15 protein-coding genes are annotated in these 13,946 nt (G+C 72.2%); 7 read left to right on the top strand and 8 right to left on the bottom strand.

From position 1 onward, the window contains the following. Positions 1–171: 171 nt before the first annotated feature. Together FLV34_RS20195 and FLV34_RS20200 are read right to left on the bottom strand one after the other, a co-directional pair. Entirely contained in the window at positions 172–1,536 is a 1,365-nt protein-coding gene (locus FLV34_RS20195) for a hypothetical protein (RefSeq protein ID WP_147943790.1), read from the bottom strand. 182 nt (positions 1,537–1,718) lie between these two features. Next, positions 1,719–2,687, bottom strand: a complete 969-nt coding sequence (locus tag FLV34_RS20200; RefSeq protein WP_147943791.1) for a thiamine-phosphate kinase — start codon at positions 2,685–2,687, stop codon at positions 1,719–1,721. A 47-nt stretch (positions 2,688–2,734) separates the two neighbouring features. On the opposite strand from FLV34_RS20200, the gene FLV34_RS20205 reads away from it, so the two are divergent. After that, positions 2,735–2,968 (top strand): Lrp/AsnC family transcriptional regulator, encoded by a 234-nt coding sequence (locus tag FLV34_RS20205; RefSeq protein ID WP_030506047.1) that lies wholly within the window; start codon positions 2,735–2,737, stop codon positions 2,966–2,968. Between the two features lie 23 nt (positions 2,969–2,991). Next, positions 2,992–3,447 carry a DUF3515 domain-containing protein gene (locus tag FLV34_RS20210; protein ID WP_142646060.1) on the top strand — a complete coding sequence of 152 codons (456 nt, stop codon included), beginning with the start codon at positions 2,992–2,994 and terminating at the stop codon, positions 3,445–3,447. On the opposite strand, the gene FLV34_RS20215 is transcribed toward FLV34_RS20210, so the two are convergent. The 3 genes from FLV34_RS20215 to FLV34_RS20225 form a co-directional block, all read right to left on the bottom strand. Then, complete coding sequence (locus FLV34_RS20215; RefSeq protein ID WP_142646062.1) at positions 3,448–4,563, bottom strand: D-alanine--D-alanine ligase family protein; 1,116 nt, start codon at positions 4,561–4,563, stop codon at positions 3,448–3,450. A gap of 120 nt (positions 4,564–4,683) precedes the next feature. Next, a complete protein-coding gene (locus FLV34_RS20220; RefSeq protein ID WP_142646063.1) occupies positions 4,684–5,691 on the bottom strand; it encodes an NAD(P)H-dependent glycerol-3-phosphate dehydrogenase in 1,008 nt (335 codons plus the stop codon). Between the two features lie 53 nt (positions 5,692–5,744). Further along, positions 5,745–6,542: a 1-acyl-sn-glycerol-3-phosphate acyltransferase gene (locus FLV34_RS20225; RefSeq protein ID WP_260617146.1), complete on the bottom strand. Its 798-nt coding sequence runs from the start codon at positions 6,540–6,542 to the stop codon at positions 5,745–5,747. 78 nt (positions 6,543–6,620) lie between these two features. Between FLV34_RS20225 and cofC the strand changes: the two genes are divergently transcribed. After that, a complete protein-coding gene (cofC, locus tag FLV34_RS20230; protein ID WP_147943792.1) occupies positions 6,621–7,268 on the top strand; it encodes a 2-phospho-L-lactate guanylyltransferase in 648 nt (215 codons plus the stop codon). A 158-nt stretch (positions 7,269–7,426) separates the two neighbouring features. Here cofC and FLV34_RS20235 read toward each other — a convergent pair whose 3' ends face one another. Further along, positions 7,427–8,890 (bottom strand): MFS transporter, encoded by a 1,464-nt coding sequence (locus tag FLV34_RS20235; RefSeq protein ID WP_147943793.1) that lies wholly within the window; start codon positions 8,888–8,890, stop codon positions 7,427–7,429. A 198-nt stretch (positions 8,891–9,088) separates the two neighbouring features. Here FLV34_RS20235 and FLV34_RS20240 point away from each other — a divergent pair, with 198 nt between their 5' ends. Further along, on the top strand, positions 9,089–9,832 hold the full coding sequence (locus FLV34_RS20240) for a TetR/AcrR family transcriptional regulator (protein ID WP_147943794.1): 744 nt from the start codon (positions 9,089–9,091) through the stop codon (positions 9,830–9,832). On the opposite strand, the gene FLV34_RS20245 is transcribed toward FLV34_RS20240, so the two are convergent. Beyond that, positions 9,829–11,076 carry an MFS transporter gene (locus FLV34_RS20245; protein ID WP_147943795.1) on the bottom strand — a complete coding sequence of 416 codons (1,248 nt, stop codon included), beginning with the start codon at positions 11,074–11,076 and terminating at the stop codon, positions 9,829–9,831. The genes FLV34_RS20240 and FLV34_RS20245 overlap by 4 nt on opposite strands. A gap of 71 nt (positions 11,077–11,147) precedes the next feature. Between FLV34_RS20245 and FLV34_RS20250 the strand changes: the two genes are divergently transcribed. Then, positions 11,148–11,348, top strand: a complete 201-nt coding sequence (locus FLV34_RS20250) for a hypothetical protein (protein ID WP_142617359.1) — start codon at positions 11,148–11,150, stop codon at positions 11,346–11,348. 269 nt (positions 11,349–11,617) lie between these two features. Here the strand turns inward: FLV34_RS20250 and FLV34_RS20255 are convergent, their stop codons facing one another. Beyond that, positions 11,618–12,409: an SDR family oxidoreductase gene (locus tag FLV34_RS20255; RefSeq protein ID WP_142646068.1), complete on the bottom strand. Its 792-nt coding sequence runs from the start codon at positions 12,407–12,409 to the stop codon at positions 11,618–11,620. A gap of 110 nt (positions 12,410–12,519) precedes the next feature. On the opposite strand from FLV34_RS20255, the gene FLV34_RS42570 reads away from it, so the two are divergent. Both FLV34_RS42570 and FLV34_RS20265 read left to right on the top strand, forming a co-directional pair. Next, positions 12,520–13,338, top strand: coding sequence for a TetR family transcriptional regulator (locus tag FLV34_RS42570; protein WP_261985844.1), 819 nt, complete (start codon positions 12,520–12,522; stop codon positions 13,336–13,338). Between the two features lie 411 nt (positions 13,339–13,749). Beyond that, entirely contained in the window at positions 13,750–13,932 is a 183-nt protein-coding gene (locus FLV34_RS20265) for a hypothetical protein (RefSeq protein ID WP_142646069.1), read from the top strand. Positions 13,933–13,946: the final 14 nt, after the last annotated feature.

A 13,946-nucleotide genomic window follows, 5' to 3' on the forward strand; every position in this document is an offset into this window, starting at 1 on the left:
CGGGAGCTGGGGACCGGGGGCCGGGAGCTGGGGACCGGGTCAGCGGGTCGCGGCCGCGCCGAGACTCATGCCGCACACCCGTGAAGCGTTGGCGTACGCGGCGCCCGGCCGTCCCGAGGCGTTCCGCCGAGCCGCCGACGCCGCCGACGCCGCCGGGCCGCCGGGGACGCCTCAGCCGCGCTGGGACGCGCCGGTGACCTCACAACGTCCCTCGGAGAGCACGCAGTCGGCGGGTGCGGCCGACGCGCCCTCGGCGTGGATGGTCAGCGTCAGCGTGCCGCCCTGGTCCAGCGCGGCCTGCGAGGTCAGGGTCAGGGTGTCCCCCTGCTGCCGCCAGCCTGCCCCCTCGACCGAGGTCACCCGCCCGCCGACGGCCAGCCGGATGGTCCATGCGGGCAGGTCCGGGCCCTCGTTCCGTACGGCGAGCCGGGCCGTGTAGCCGCCCGCGTGACGGTTCGTCACCGTGAACCCCACCCGCACCGCCGGGCCTCCGGCGACGAGAGCGGACGTGGTCCGCACCGGGTGCGCGCCGGTCCTGCGGTTCGCATCGGCGTCGGACTCGTCAGCGGAGTCGTCCGCGTCACCGGCGTCTTCGCCGCTCCCGGAGTCGTTCAGCGGGGTCTCACCGGGCGTCGCGCCGTCGGTGGACCCGGCGCCCGTCGTGTCGTCCGGGTCGGCCGTGACGGCGGCGGGAGCATCGTCCACCTGCCCGGTCGGGTGGGCCGACGCACGCGGGGCAGCGGTGGACGAGGCACGCGTACGGGCGGACGTGTGGTCGTGGTCCCGGCCCTTCGAGGTCGCCGTCGCGACCGGTGTGGCGCGGGGAGCCGCGGGGGTGCCCTCCCCGGCGTCGTTCTGCGCGGCGTCCTCCTGTGCGGTGTCCTTCTGTGCGGTGTCCTCCTGGCCGGAACCGGACGCGCCGGAGTCCTTCTTGCCCTGTTGGTCCTGACCGTTCCCGGCTGGGTCGCCGGACGCGGGGGTCGCGTCGAGGGACTGGCCGGACCCGGCTCCGTACGGCCCGCCGTCGGCTGCGCAGTTCTCCGACGTCGGGCAGGCCGTCGTCGGCTGATCCAGGGCCAGGGAGGTCCGCCCGGCGAGCAGCCGAGCGCCGCCGGCCGTGACGCCCACGGCCAGCAGCACCGACAGCCCCGACACGAGCGCCAGCCGCCGCATGCGTCTCGGCGGCTTCGCATGGTCGTCCCCGTCCTGCCCGGGCTCCCCGGCGCCCAAGGACGCCGTCAGGAGGGCGGACGAGGCCGTCCGTTCCGAAGGCGATGACGACATCGACGGCGACGACGGACTCTCGGACTCCAGCCGCTCGGGCGACAGGGCCGCGAACATCCGGCTCGTCGACTCCGAGGGCGGCACCGGCCACGGCACGGCACCGCTGTTTGTCGCCAGGCCACTGCTCGTCACAGGGCCGGTCGCGGGACCACCGGCGGCCTCCGAGGGCGGCACCGGCCACGGCACGGCACCGCCGCCCGGCCACTGCGCGGACTGGCCGGGCCCGGCGAGGGACTGCTCGTCCGGCGTCACCGGCGGACGGTAGGCCAGGTGGTCCTGAACGCCACCCCTCTCTGCGAGGTCGTCCTGACCCGGGGAGGGCTGACCCTCTCGTGCCTTGCGTCCTGCCGTGTGGCGGCCCATGACGGTCCTTCCTGTTGCCTGACCGCCATACTTAATAACAGATCTAATACGCCTATGTCACAAATTTCACATCACGCACGGAAGTGATCCCATCCCCCTTTGGTCCAGGTCTGTCCGTTGACCTGCACTCCGTGTCCCTCCGTGACGGCTCCCACACGCGTCCATTCGGGCGGCAGCCGTACGCCGGGAGGGAACGTCGCGGCCAGCGCGTGGTCGTCACCTCCCGTGAGCACCCACTCCAGGGGGTCCGCGCCGAGCTCGCGTGCCGCCGCGGACAGTGACTCCGGCACGGGTAAGGCGGCGGCGTCCAGTCCCACGGCCACGCCGCTCGCGTCGGCGACGTGACCGAGGTCCTGCAGCAGGCCGTCGCTGACGTCGAGCATCGCCGTCGCGCCGAGCAGCGCCGCCGCAGGACCGCAGGCGTACGGCGGCCGGGGACGGCGGTGCGCCTCCAGCAGGGTCACGAGGTCCGGGGAGCCGCCGGTCACCCCCGCTTCGAGCAGGGCCAAGCCGGCCGCGGCGTGGCCGAGACGGCCCGCCACCGCGACCACGTCGCCCGGACGCGCGCCCGACCGGGTCACCGGGGCCCTGCCGCCGAGATCGCCCAGCGCGGTCACGCCGAGCACGACGGTCTCCGAGCGGGCGATGTCGCCCCCCGCCACCGTCGCCCCCACCAGGTCGCACTCGTCGCGGAAGCCGTCGGTCAGGGCGTCCACCCAGTCGGTGCCGACGTCGGCGGGCAGCCCCAGGCCGACCACGAGAGCGGTCGGATCGGCCCCCATGGCAACAATGTCGGAAAGGTTCTGTGCCGCCGCCTTCCGGCCTATGTCGTAGCCACTCGACCAGTCGCGGCGGAAGTGCCTACCCTCGATCAGGAGGTCCGTGCTGACGACGACCCGCCCATCGGGCGCCTTCAGGACCGCGGCGTCGTCGCCGGGGCCCAGCAGTACGGCCGCAGTCCGCGGAAGGCGTCCCGATATCCGCTGGATTACTCCGAATTCGCCGAGATCTCCGACTGTGATGGCACACCCCTTGTGCATTCGAGGTACGGTTACGCTCCGGCACTGATCTCTACCCGGAGGGCGTCATGGTGCAGGCCTACATCCTTATCCAGACCGAGGTCGGCAGGGCCGCCAACGTGGCCGAGGAGATCTCCTCCATTCCCGGGGTGACGCAGGCCGAGGATGTCACCGGGCCCTACGACGTGATCGTCCGCGCCCAGGCCAACAACGTGGACGAGCTCGGCAAGCTCGTGGTGGCCCAGATCCAGGCCGTCCACGGCATCACCCGTACACTGACGTGTCCGATCGTCCACATCTGAGCGGAGCGCGAGCCGAGGAGACGATGCGAGAGGCGAGGAGGCCCCTGCGCGCCACACCGGCAGGCCTGGTCCTGGCGGCGCTCGCCCTGCTCGCCGCCTGCTCGTCCACCGTCCACGTGGAGCCGCCCACGCCGACCGGCGAGGCGGCCGCGGCCTGCCGCAAGCTCGAAGCCGCGCTGCCGAAGACGCTCGAAGGGCTCGACCGGACCCCCTCCGAGCCGCCCTCGCCGTACGTCGCCGTCTGGGGTGACGGCCAGATCGCGCTGCGCTGCGGCGTGCCCCGGCCCGCCGCGATGGAGCCCACGGCCGAGGTCGCCGACATCAACGGCGTCGGCTGGTTCCAGGACCCGCGGCGGCCGACGCTGTTCACGTCCACCAACCGGGTGGCGTACGTCGAGGTGACGATCGGGCAGGGGATCCAGGCCGGGGCCGTGCTGGTCGACCTCGCCGAGCCGATCAAGTCGAGCATCCCGGAGTGACTACCGCAGGCCCGCGGGCCGGCGCAGCGCGAGCTGGATCAGCCGCTCGACCAGGTCGGCGTACGGCAGGCCGGTGGCGGCCCACAGCTGCGGCGCGACCGACAGCGACGTGAAGCCCGGCATCGTGTTGATCTCGTTGACGATCAGCTCGCCGGACGGCGTGTAGAAGAAGTCGACCCGCGACAGGCCCTCGCAGCCGAGCGCCTCGAACGCGCGCACGGCCAGGGACCGCAGCGTCTCGGCCACCTCGCCGGGGATGTCGGCCGGCGCCCGGAGCTCCATCTGGTCGGGGTAGTACTTGGCCTCGAAGTCGAAGAACTCGCGCTCGCCCCGCACGAGCACCTCGCCGGGGACGCTCGCCTCGGGGGCGGCGTCGCCGAGCGACTCCAGCACCGCGCACTCGACCTCCCGGCCGACGATCGCGGCCTCGACCAGCACCTTCGGGTCGTGCTCCCGGGCGAGCTCGATCGCCGCCTCCAGCGACTCGGGGTCGTGCGCCTTGGTGATGCCTTGCGACGACCCGGCCCTGGACGGCTTCACGAACACCGGCCAGCCCAGTTCCTCGATCTCCTTGAGCACCCGGCCGCGGTCGAGCCGCCAGTCGCGGTCGCGTACGACCACGAACGGGCCGACCGGCAGCCCGGCGGCGCGCAGCACGAGCTTCATGTACGCCTTGTCCATGCCGACCGCGCTGGCCAGCACGCCCGAGCCCACGTAGCGGACCCCGGCCATCTCCAGCAGGCCCTGGATCGTCCCGTCCTCCCCGAACGGCCCGTGCAGCATGGGGAACACGACGTCCACGCGGCCGAGCGCACGCGGGATGTCGCCCGAATCGAGAGCCACAAGGGTGCCGGAGTCGCCGGGGAGTGCGAGCGCGGTGCCGGAGTCGTCCACGACGGGCAGGCGACCGGACTCGATCGCGTAGGACTGGCCGTCCGACGCCAGCACCCAGCGCCCGTCCTGGGCGATGCCGATGGGGATGACCTCGTACTTCGTCCGGTCGATGGCCTCCAGCACACTGCCCGCGCCCATCAGGGAGACGGCGTGCTCGGAGTTGCGGCCACCGAAGACGACTGCCACGCGTACGCGTGACGGGGACTCGCGCTCCTCATTCATGATGCCCGAATCTACCGTGTTCGAGACGCAAAACGGCTTGTCAGCCACGCCCGTCGTGGGAGTCCGTTATCCCCGCTGAGACCGTGATCAGAACCCGGCGAGATCCCGATCGGACGGTGATCAGACGCCGTAGCGCTCCGGCTTCGGCGTGCGCGACATCAGCAGGACGGCGGCCTCACCGGGGGTCATGCCGTCGTGGACGACGCCGACGACCACCTCGGTGATGGGCATCTCCACGTCGTGCTTCTTGGCGAGTTCGAGCACCGACTCGCACGACTTGACCCCCTCGGCCGTCTGCTTCGTGGCGGCGACGACCTCGGCCATCGTCATGCCCCGGCCCAGGTTCTCGCCGAAGGTGCGGTTGCGCGACAGCGGCGAGGTGCAGGTGGCGACGAGGTCGCCCATCCCGGCGAGGCCGGCGAAGGTGTGCTGGTCCGCCCCGAGCACCGCGCCCAGGCGGGCGATCTCGGCCAGCCCCCGCGTCATGAGCGTCGCCCGCACGTTGTCGCCCAGGCCCATGCCGGCCGCGACGCCGACGGCCAGCGCGATGACGTTCTTGACCGCGCCGCCGAGCTCGACGCCCACCACGTCCGGATTGGTGTAGGTCCGGAACCACGGCAGATGGCACGCCTCCTGGAGCCGGGCGGCCACCTCCTCGTCGGAGCAGGCGACGACGGCCGCGGCGGGCTGCCGCCGGGCCAGCTCGGGCACCAGGTTGGGCCCGGAGACCACGGCCACCCGGCGCTCCGGCACCTCGGCCACCTCGCAGATGACCTCGCTCATCCGCTTGCAGGTGCCGAGCTCGACACCCTTCATCAGGCTGACGAGCACGGCGTCCGGCGGGATGTGCGGCTTCCATGTCCGGAGGTTGGCGCGCAGCGTCTGGGACGGCACCGCGAGGACCACGAAGTCGGCGCCCGCCATGGCCTCGGCGGGGTCGGTCGTGGCGCGGATCGTGTCGGGCAGCCGCGTCCCCGGCAGATACTCGGGGTTCTCCCGGGTCTCGTTGATCGCATCGACGATCTCCGCCCGCCTGCCCCACAGGGTCGTGGAGGTGCCGGCCTCGGCGAGGATCATCGCGAACGTGGTGCCCCACGAGCCCGTTCCGAAAACAGCCGCCCTGCTCACTGGCCGCACCACTCCTCTTGCTCCGCGCGCTCCCCCCTCACCGTACGCTCCGCTCAGCCCTCGGCCGCATTCTTGGGGTCATAGGGGACCTCTGGCGCCTTCTCGTCCCGGATCTCGGCCAGCAGCTCGGTGATGGCGGCGGTGATGTCGGCGGTCGCGTCGCGCAGCACCGAGCCGCGCATGGGCTTCCCGGCGTACTTGGACAGGTCGACCGGCGGCCCGGCGAGCACGTGGAAGGTCTTGCGCGGCAGCAGGCGCGGCTTCGTCGCCCCGTACGGCAGCAGCTCCTGGGCGCCCCAGTGGGCGATCGGGATGACCGGCACGCCGGTAGCGAGGGCCAGCCGGGCGACACCGGTCTTGCCGACCATGGGCCACAGGTCGGGATCGCGGGTGATCGTACCCTCGGGATAGAACAGGATGCAGGCGCCGTTCCGCAGCCGCTCCTCGGCGATCTTCAGCGACTTGGTGGCCTCGGTGCTGTTGCGTTCGACCGGGATGGCCTGGAGCTGGGCGATGGCGTGACCGAGCCCGCGGATCCGGAAGAGACCCGCCTTGGCCAGGATCGTGGGCCACCGCCCGTTGTTGTAGAGGTAGTGCGAGAGCAGCACGGGGTCGGACCACGACAGGTGGTTGGCGGCGATGATCAGCCCGCCGGTGCGGGGGATGTTCTCCCCGCCCCGCCACCTCCGCCGTACGAACAGCCGTGAGATCGGCTTGACGACGACGACCGCGAGCGTCTCCCAGAAGCGCGGCGGACGGCCCGCGCGGCGGTTCACCGTGGCGGCGGCGGGCGCCGCGGGTGTGGGCGCGGGTGTGGTCGGGTCGGACGAGGGTTCGCTGGGGTGGCTCACAGGGTCTCCAAAATCACCGGGATCCGGGACAAGTCTCCCGGTTGGCCATGGGCGATGTCGAGGCGGGATGCTACAGGCATGCACCTCGCGCGATGGTCAATAGTGGTCCCGGTGAAGACCCTGATCCGGGCCAAGACACGGCTGGCGGCGGCCGCCGGGCCGCACCGGGCCGATCTGGCCGTCGCGGTGGCCTCCGACACCGTGGCGGCGGCGCTGCGGTGCCCGCTGGTGGCGCGCGTGGTGGTCGTGACGGCCGACCCGCTGCCCGCGCGGCGGCTGGCCGCGCTCGGTGCCCACGTGGTGGCCGATCCCGACCGGGGGCTGAACACCGCCCTTCGCACCGGGGCGGAGGAGGCCGTACGGCTCGCGCCCGGCGACGCCGTCGGCGCGCTGCAGGCCGACCTGCCCGCCCTGCGGCCCGCGGAGCTGGAGACGGTGCTCGCGGCGGCACTGGAGTTCGACCAGGCGTTCGTCCCCGACGCCGCCGAGGTGGGGACGACCTTCTACGGCGTGCGGCCGGGCGTGACCTTCCGGCCGGGGTTCGGCGGCGAGTCGCGGGCCAGGCACCTGTCGCGGGGGGCCAGGGAGCTGCCCCCGCCGGGGATCACGTCCGTACGCAGGGACGTGGACACCGTGGAGGACCTGCGCGACGCCCTCGCCCTTGGCGTCGGCCCCGCGACCGCCGAGGTCGCGGCCCTGATCCTCGGCACGACTCCGGAACCCTGACCCTTCGGACACCACGCCCCTGACGGCCGTACGGCCCGGATGGCCCTGATGGCCGTGCGGCCCGGACGTCCCGGCGGTTCTAATGGCCGTGCGGCCCTGACGTCAGAAGGGCGGCCGCGCCGAGCCCCCGCTCCGGCGTGGCCGCCCGTGACGTCGTGTCAGTGGGCCGCCTCCGCGTTCTCGCGGGCCTGCTTGGGCAGGAGGAAGGCCACGACGAAGGTGAGCAGGAGCATTCCGGCCACCACCCACAGGGTGATCTTCATGGCCTGGTCGAAGCTCCCGGCGGTGGGGACGTCGCCGAGCAGGTCGAAGAAGACCGTGCCGAGCAGGGCCACGCCGAACGCGTTGCCGAGCTGCTGCACCGCCGTCAGCGTGCCGGACGCCGAGCCCGTCTCGTGCTCCTCCACGCCGGCGAGCACGATGTCGAAGAAGGGCGACATCAGCAGGCCCATGCCGATGCCGCTGACGATCAGCGCGGGGGCGAGCTGCCAGGGGCTGACGTGCATGCCCGCGAGGTTCAGCGTGAGCACGACGCCGAGCACGCCCAGCGTCATGAGCAGGGTGCCGCCCTGGAGCAGCTTGCGCCCGAACTTCTGCAGCCCCTGCGCGAGCCCGAACCCGAGGATCATGCCGCCCGACCAGGGCACCATCGCGAGCCCCGCCTTGAGCGGCGAGTAGCCGAGCCCCAGCTGGCAGTAGAGGTTGAAGGCCAGCATGAACCCGGCCATGCCGGAGAAGAACACCATGCCGGTGAACAGGCCCCCGGTGAACGCGCGCTTGCGGAACAGGCTCGGCACGATCAGGGGGTCGCCGCCCGCGCGGCTGCGGCGGGACTGGAACCAGCCGAAGACGGCGAACACGAGCACCGACGCGGCGAGCATGACGAACGCCCACGCGGGCCAGTCGTTCTCGCGGCCCTGCACCAGCGGGTAGATCACCAGGAAGGCGCCCACGGACGCGAGCGCGACCCCGGCCAGGTCGAGCCGCGGCGGCTGCGGCGATCGCGACTCGGGCAGGAAGCGCATTCCGGCGAGCAGCGCGGCCAGGCCGAGCGGCAGGTTGATCAGGAAGATCATCCGCCAGCTCGTGCCCCAGAAGTCGGCCGTCACGAGCCAGCCGGCGAGGATCGGGCCGCCGACGGCCGACAACCCCATGACCGGCCCGAACATCCCGAACGCCTTGCCCATCTCGGCGGGCGGGAACATCTCCTTGATCATTCCGAGGCCCTGGGGCAGCATGACCGAGCCGAACAGGCCCTGGATCACCCGGGCGCCGATCAGCACCTCGGGCGACTGCGCGACGGCGCACAGCAGGGATCCCACGGTGAACCCGGCGGCTCCGATCAAGAACATGCGCCTGCGGCCGAAGATGTCCCCGAGCCGCCCGCCGGTGATCAGCCCCACGGCCATCGAAAGCGTGTAGGCGGCGCCGAGCCACTGGATGACGGCCTCGGAGCCGCCCAGGTCGGCGCGCATCTCGGGCGCCGCGATGTTGGTGACCATCGCGTCGAGAAGGTCCATGACCTCTCCGGCGAGGATCACGAAGAGCGCCGCCCAGCGCCAGCGGTACGGCGCCCCCGCCACCGGCGACGCCGGCGCGGTCGCCGTGATGGGTTCCGACATCATCCCTCCCTGAAACTGAACAGTGTTCATAGTAAAGTGAGCGCTGTTCTATCACCGATCAGTGTTCAGCGCCAAGTTCGATGTTCACCACGATATATCTCGTTTCGGCGCCACACAAGATATATCTCGTTGAGAGAGCGGTGTTCGTGGAAGCGGAGCGGTGTTCATTAGCATGGGCGGAACAGCGGGAGGTCCTTCATGACACAGCCGGACATGCCCACACCGCCGTGGGAGCGTCCGCCCAGGCGACGTACGCCCGCCAGGGTGCCACTCACCCGCGAGCGGATCGTCGACGCCGCCTACACGGTTCTCGACCGTGATGGATACGACCGGCTGAGCATGCGGCAGGTCGCCGCCGAACTCGGGGTCGCCGTCTCGGCGCTGTACGTCCACGTACGCGACAAGGACGAACTGTTGCAGCTCATGTACACCCGCATGTTCGAGGGCTACGACGTTCCCGAGCCCGACCCCGAGCACTGGCGGGAGCAGGTCAAGGACTTCGCCCGCCAGGCGCGTGAGCGGATGCTGAGCCATCGCGACCTGCCGAAGCTCGCCATGGGCCACGTGCCGTTCACCCCGGAGCTGCTCCCCTACGTCGAGCGGCTGCTGGCGGTCTTCGCCGCCGCCGGGATTCCGCGGCACGTGCTGGCCATCTCCGGCGACCTGCTGTCCACCTACATCAACGGGTTCGCGCTGGAGGAGACCGTCTGGCAGGAGCGTTACCGCGAGTCGCAGGGCTCGTGGGACAAGCTGCGCGAGGAGATCAACGGCTACTTCGCCTCGCTGCCGCCCGACCGGTTCCCGAACCTGGTGGCGCTCGCCGACATCATGATGGACGAGTCGAACGACTACCGGTTCGAGCTCGGCCTGGAGATCATCCTGCGCGGGCTCGCCTCCTACATCGGTGAGCCGGAGCCCGGCGAGGAGCGCGAGGAGGGTTAGGAGACCGCGCGGATCCGCGGCGCGAGCAGGACCGGCAGATGGGCGAGCGTGTAGGCCCCGCAGGCGGTCCAGAACGCGACGCGCACCCCGGCGAGCTGCCCCAGCGTGCCCGCCAGCAGGCCGCCGAGCGGCATCGGACCCCACATCAGGAACCGCATCGTGGCGCTCAGCCTGCCGAGCAGGTGCGGCGGGCAGATCGACTGGCGGTAGGCCCCCTGCGCCACGCTGAACACGGTGGTCGCCACCCCACTGGCCGCCAGGGCCGCCGGCAGGATCAGCAGGCGCGGGCCCGCCGCCGTCAGCGCGAGCGGGGCTATGCAGACCGTGGCCGCCCAGGCCGAGCCGTACATGGCCCGGCCCGTGCCGACGCGGGCCGTGATCCGCGGGGCGAGCCAGGCCCCGGCCACCCCGCCCACCGCTCCGGCCGACAGCAGCATGCCGTACGTGCCGGGGCTGACGCCGACCTCGCGGACCATGTAGAGCGGCACCGTGGCCGACCACAGGCCGAACGTCAGCATCATCAACGCCCCGACGGCGGCCACCCGGCGCAGGACGGGCTGCCCGGCGACGAACAGCAGGCCCTCGGCGATCTCCGGCCACAGCCGGGCGCCGCCCCTGACGTCTCTGTCTCTCAGGGCTTTCTCACCGGGCTGCTCGTCCGCGCGTACGCCGAGGAGCAGCAGCGCGGACCCCGCGTAGCTGAGGGCGTCGGCGACCACCGCGATCGGGGCGGTGAGCGCCTGCACCAGCCAGCCGCCGATCCCCGGGCCGGAGAGCTGGGCGAGCGACTGGTTCGCGGCGAGCGTGCCGTGCCCGCGGGCGAGGTCCTCCCGGCCGACGATGGACGGGAGATAGCTCTGGTGGGCGACATCGAAGAAGACCGTGCACAGCCCGTTCACCAAGGCCACGGCGTACATCTGCGGCAGGCCGAGCACTCCGAGCAGGGCCGCGGCCGGGATCGACAGCAGCGCCAGGGCGCGGACCACGTCGGCGGCGACCAGCACCGGACGGCGCCGCATGCGGTCCACCCACGCTCCGGCGGGCAGGCCGACCAGCAGGAACGCCACCATCTCGGCGGCGGTGAGCAGCCCCACCTCGAACGGGCTCGCGTGCAGGGTGAGCGCCGCCGTGAGCGGCAGGGCGACCAGGGATACCTCGCTGCCGAGCTTGCTGATCGCGTCGGCCCCGGCGTATCGCCGGAAGTCACGCACGCGCCACAGGCTCCTCGCCACTGCCTCGGTCATGGCGGGCCATGCTGGCAGCCGGAGGATTCGCTGGTCAAAGGATTTTCCACGCACAGCGGTAGGCTTGCGGCGTGCAGGCGACGGTGCAGAGCTTCGACCCCGCGACCCGCTCGGGCTGGGTCTTCCTCGACGACGGCACCCGGATCCCGTTCGACGGCGAGGCGTTCGACGCCGGGCCGCTGCGCCACCTGCGCCCCGGCCAGCGGGTCGCCCTCGTCATGGCGGACGACCGCGTCACCTACGTGACGCTCTCCACGTTCCCGACGCCCTGAGTCTCCGGCGCTCCGTCTCCTGTCCTCCGGGTCTCCGGCGCACTGGGTCTCCCGCCCCCTCAGTCCCGGCGCTCAGTCCCGGCGCGCCACGTGTCCGGCGCCGCGTCTCGGGCCCCCGGAGTCTCCGGCGCCCTGAGTCCGCGGCCCGCCGAGCTTGCGACGCCCTGGGTCTCCCGCCCCCTCAGTCCCGGCGCTCAGTCCCGGCGCGCCACGTGTCCGGCGCCGCGTCTCGGGCCCCCGGAGTCTCCCGCGTTTCGGGCGTTGGCGCGTCAGACGGTCTTGAGCGCTCCTCCGTCGATCACCAGGTCCGCGCCGTTGACGCTCGCCGCGCGCGGTGAGGCGAGGTAGGTCACGAGGGCCGCCACCTCCGCCGGTTCGACCAGCCGTCCCGTGGTCATGCCCGCCCGGGCCGGCAGCCCGGCCAGAAACTGCTCGTGCGACACTCCGAGCGCCGCAGCCAGCTCGGCGCCGTAGCCGTCGGGCGCCTCCCACATTGCGGTGCGGACCGCGCCGGGCGAGACCGTGTTCACCCGCACCCCCTGCGGCCCGAACTCCTCCGCCAGGGCCTTGCCGAACGCCGTGAGCGCCGCCTTCGCCGTGGTGTACGGCAGCGGGCCCACGTGCGGCATGCGGGCGCCGTTCGAGGAGATGTTCACGATCACACCGCGGCGGCGCACGACGGCGGGCAGCGCGGCGCGAGTCGTCCGTACGGCGGCGAAGAAGTTGAGGTCGAACCACGAGAGCCACTCGTCATCCGCGAAGCCGAGGAATCCCCGCACGCCGTTCACGCCGGGGTCCCCGCCGCCCACATTGTTGACGAGCAGATCGAGACCCTCCTCCAGCTCTGCCACCGCAAGCTCGACCAGGTGCGCCGGGCCCTCGGGCGTCGAGAGGTCCACCGGAACGGCGATCGCGCCGGTCTCCTTCAGCTCCGCGCTGACGTTCCGCGCCGCCGCCACCACGCGGACGCCCTCCGCGGCGAGCGCCGCGACGACCGCCAGCCCGATGCCCCGGCTGGCACCGGTGACCAGCGCCGTACGTCCCTTGAGTCCCATGTCCATGGCGCACCCCTCCGCGCTTTTCGCAACTTGAATGACGCAATGAAGCTATAACTTGCTACATAAATGTTGCAAGTCATGAGCGAGCTGAATCCTGCCGGTAGCATGTGACGGTGCCGAAAGCCCAGCAGCCTTCGCAGCTCGGAAAGCGCCCGCTCCGGGCCGACTCCGAGCGGACCGTGCGGACGATCCTGGAGGCGGCCGAGCGGGTGTTCGCCGCCAATCCGGCGGCGACCATGGAGCAGGTCGCCCAGGCGGCCGGGGTCGCCCGCACGACCGTCCACCGCCGTTTCGCCACCCGCGAGGCCCTGGTGGAGGAGCTCACCGGCTGGGCCGCCCGCCGGTTCGCCGAGGCCGTCGAGTCGGCCCACGCGGACAGCACGCCGCCCCTCGTCGCGCTCTACCAGGTGACCGCCAACGTCCTGCGGGTGAAGACGGACTGGTGGTTCGCCATGAACCGTACGGCCGACGACGCCCACCCCGAGGCCGCCCGCGTGCACGCGAAGGTCCGCGACGATTGCGAGCGGCTGCTCCGCCGGGCCCGTGAAGCGGGTGTGCTGCGTCCCGACGCCGACATCGACTGGACCCGCCGCGTCTACTACGCCCTCATCCACGAGGCCGCCGCCGAGAGCGCGGCCAGAGACACGTCCAGAGACACGTCCGGAGGCGTGTCCGAGGGCGGGTCTCAGGGCGGGGCCGAGGGCACGTCCGAAAACGGGTCCGGGGACGGGGCCTGGGGCACATCCGGAGGCGTGTCCGAGGACGGGTCTGAGAGCGGGGTTCAGGGCAGGGCCGGGGACAGGTCTGGAGGCACGTCCGGGAGCACATCCGACGGCGACTCCCAAAGCCGGGACGCCGAGGCCCTCGCGACCCGGGTCGTGGACACCCTGCTGCGCGGGTTCGGCTCCCCCAGCGCGCCGGTCATCGCCTGATGGGAGCTTCCGAGTCGGTCTGATCAGGCAGACCCGGTCTCCGGTGGCCGCCGATGAGCGAGCACCCCCGACGCCTGGGCCGCGGACCTGTCGCCCGCGAGACGCTCTCCCCGCTTTCACCCTCCTGAACTGAGCCCTGACCCTGACCTGGGCCCTGACCTGGGCCCTGACCTGGGGCGGGTTTGACCCGATCACCCGGCCGGGGTTCTACTGGAGAGGCTCTACGCGCCGCCGTACGACACCGAGGAGGTGATCGGGATGACATCCGGCAGTAGCCCAGAACCATCCCATCCCGTCGCCTTCCCCGCGACGCGAAGCCCCGGCGTCGTCGAGGCGGTCGCCGCCCGCTGTCACGCGAGGTGACGGGTTCTCATCCGTGCCGCACTCCCGGCACGGGACAGGAGGTCCGTCATGACGATCACGATTTCCGTTCCGTTCACGCTGCCGCAGATCCTGCACCGGACGGCTCGTGTCCTGTTCCCCGTCCTGATGCCTCTCGCCCTCGCCCTGGCGGGCTCCGCCGAGGCCGGCGTCGGCATGCACCTGGGGCTGGAGATCGGGCTGCTGGTCCTCCGGCACCTCCTGGGGGTCTGAGCGGGCGGGGCGGC

Origin of the sequence: Microbispora sp. CSR-4, assembly GCF_008033685.1 — a bacterium.
Classification (GTDB): domain Bacteria; phylum Actinomycetota; class Actinomycetes; order Streptosporangiales; family Streptosporangiaceae; genus Microbispora.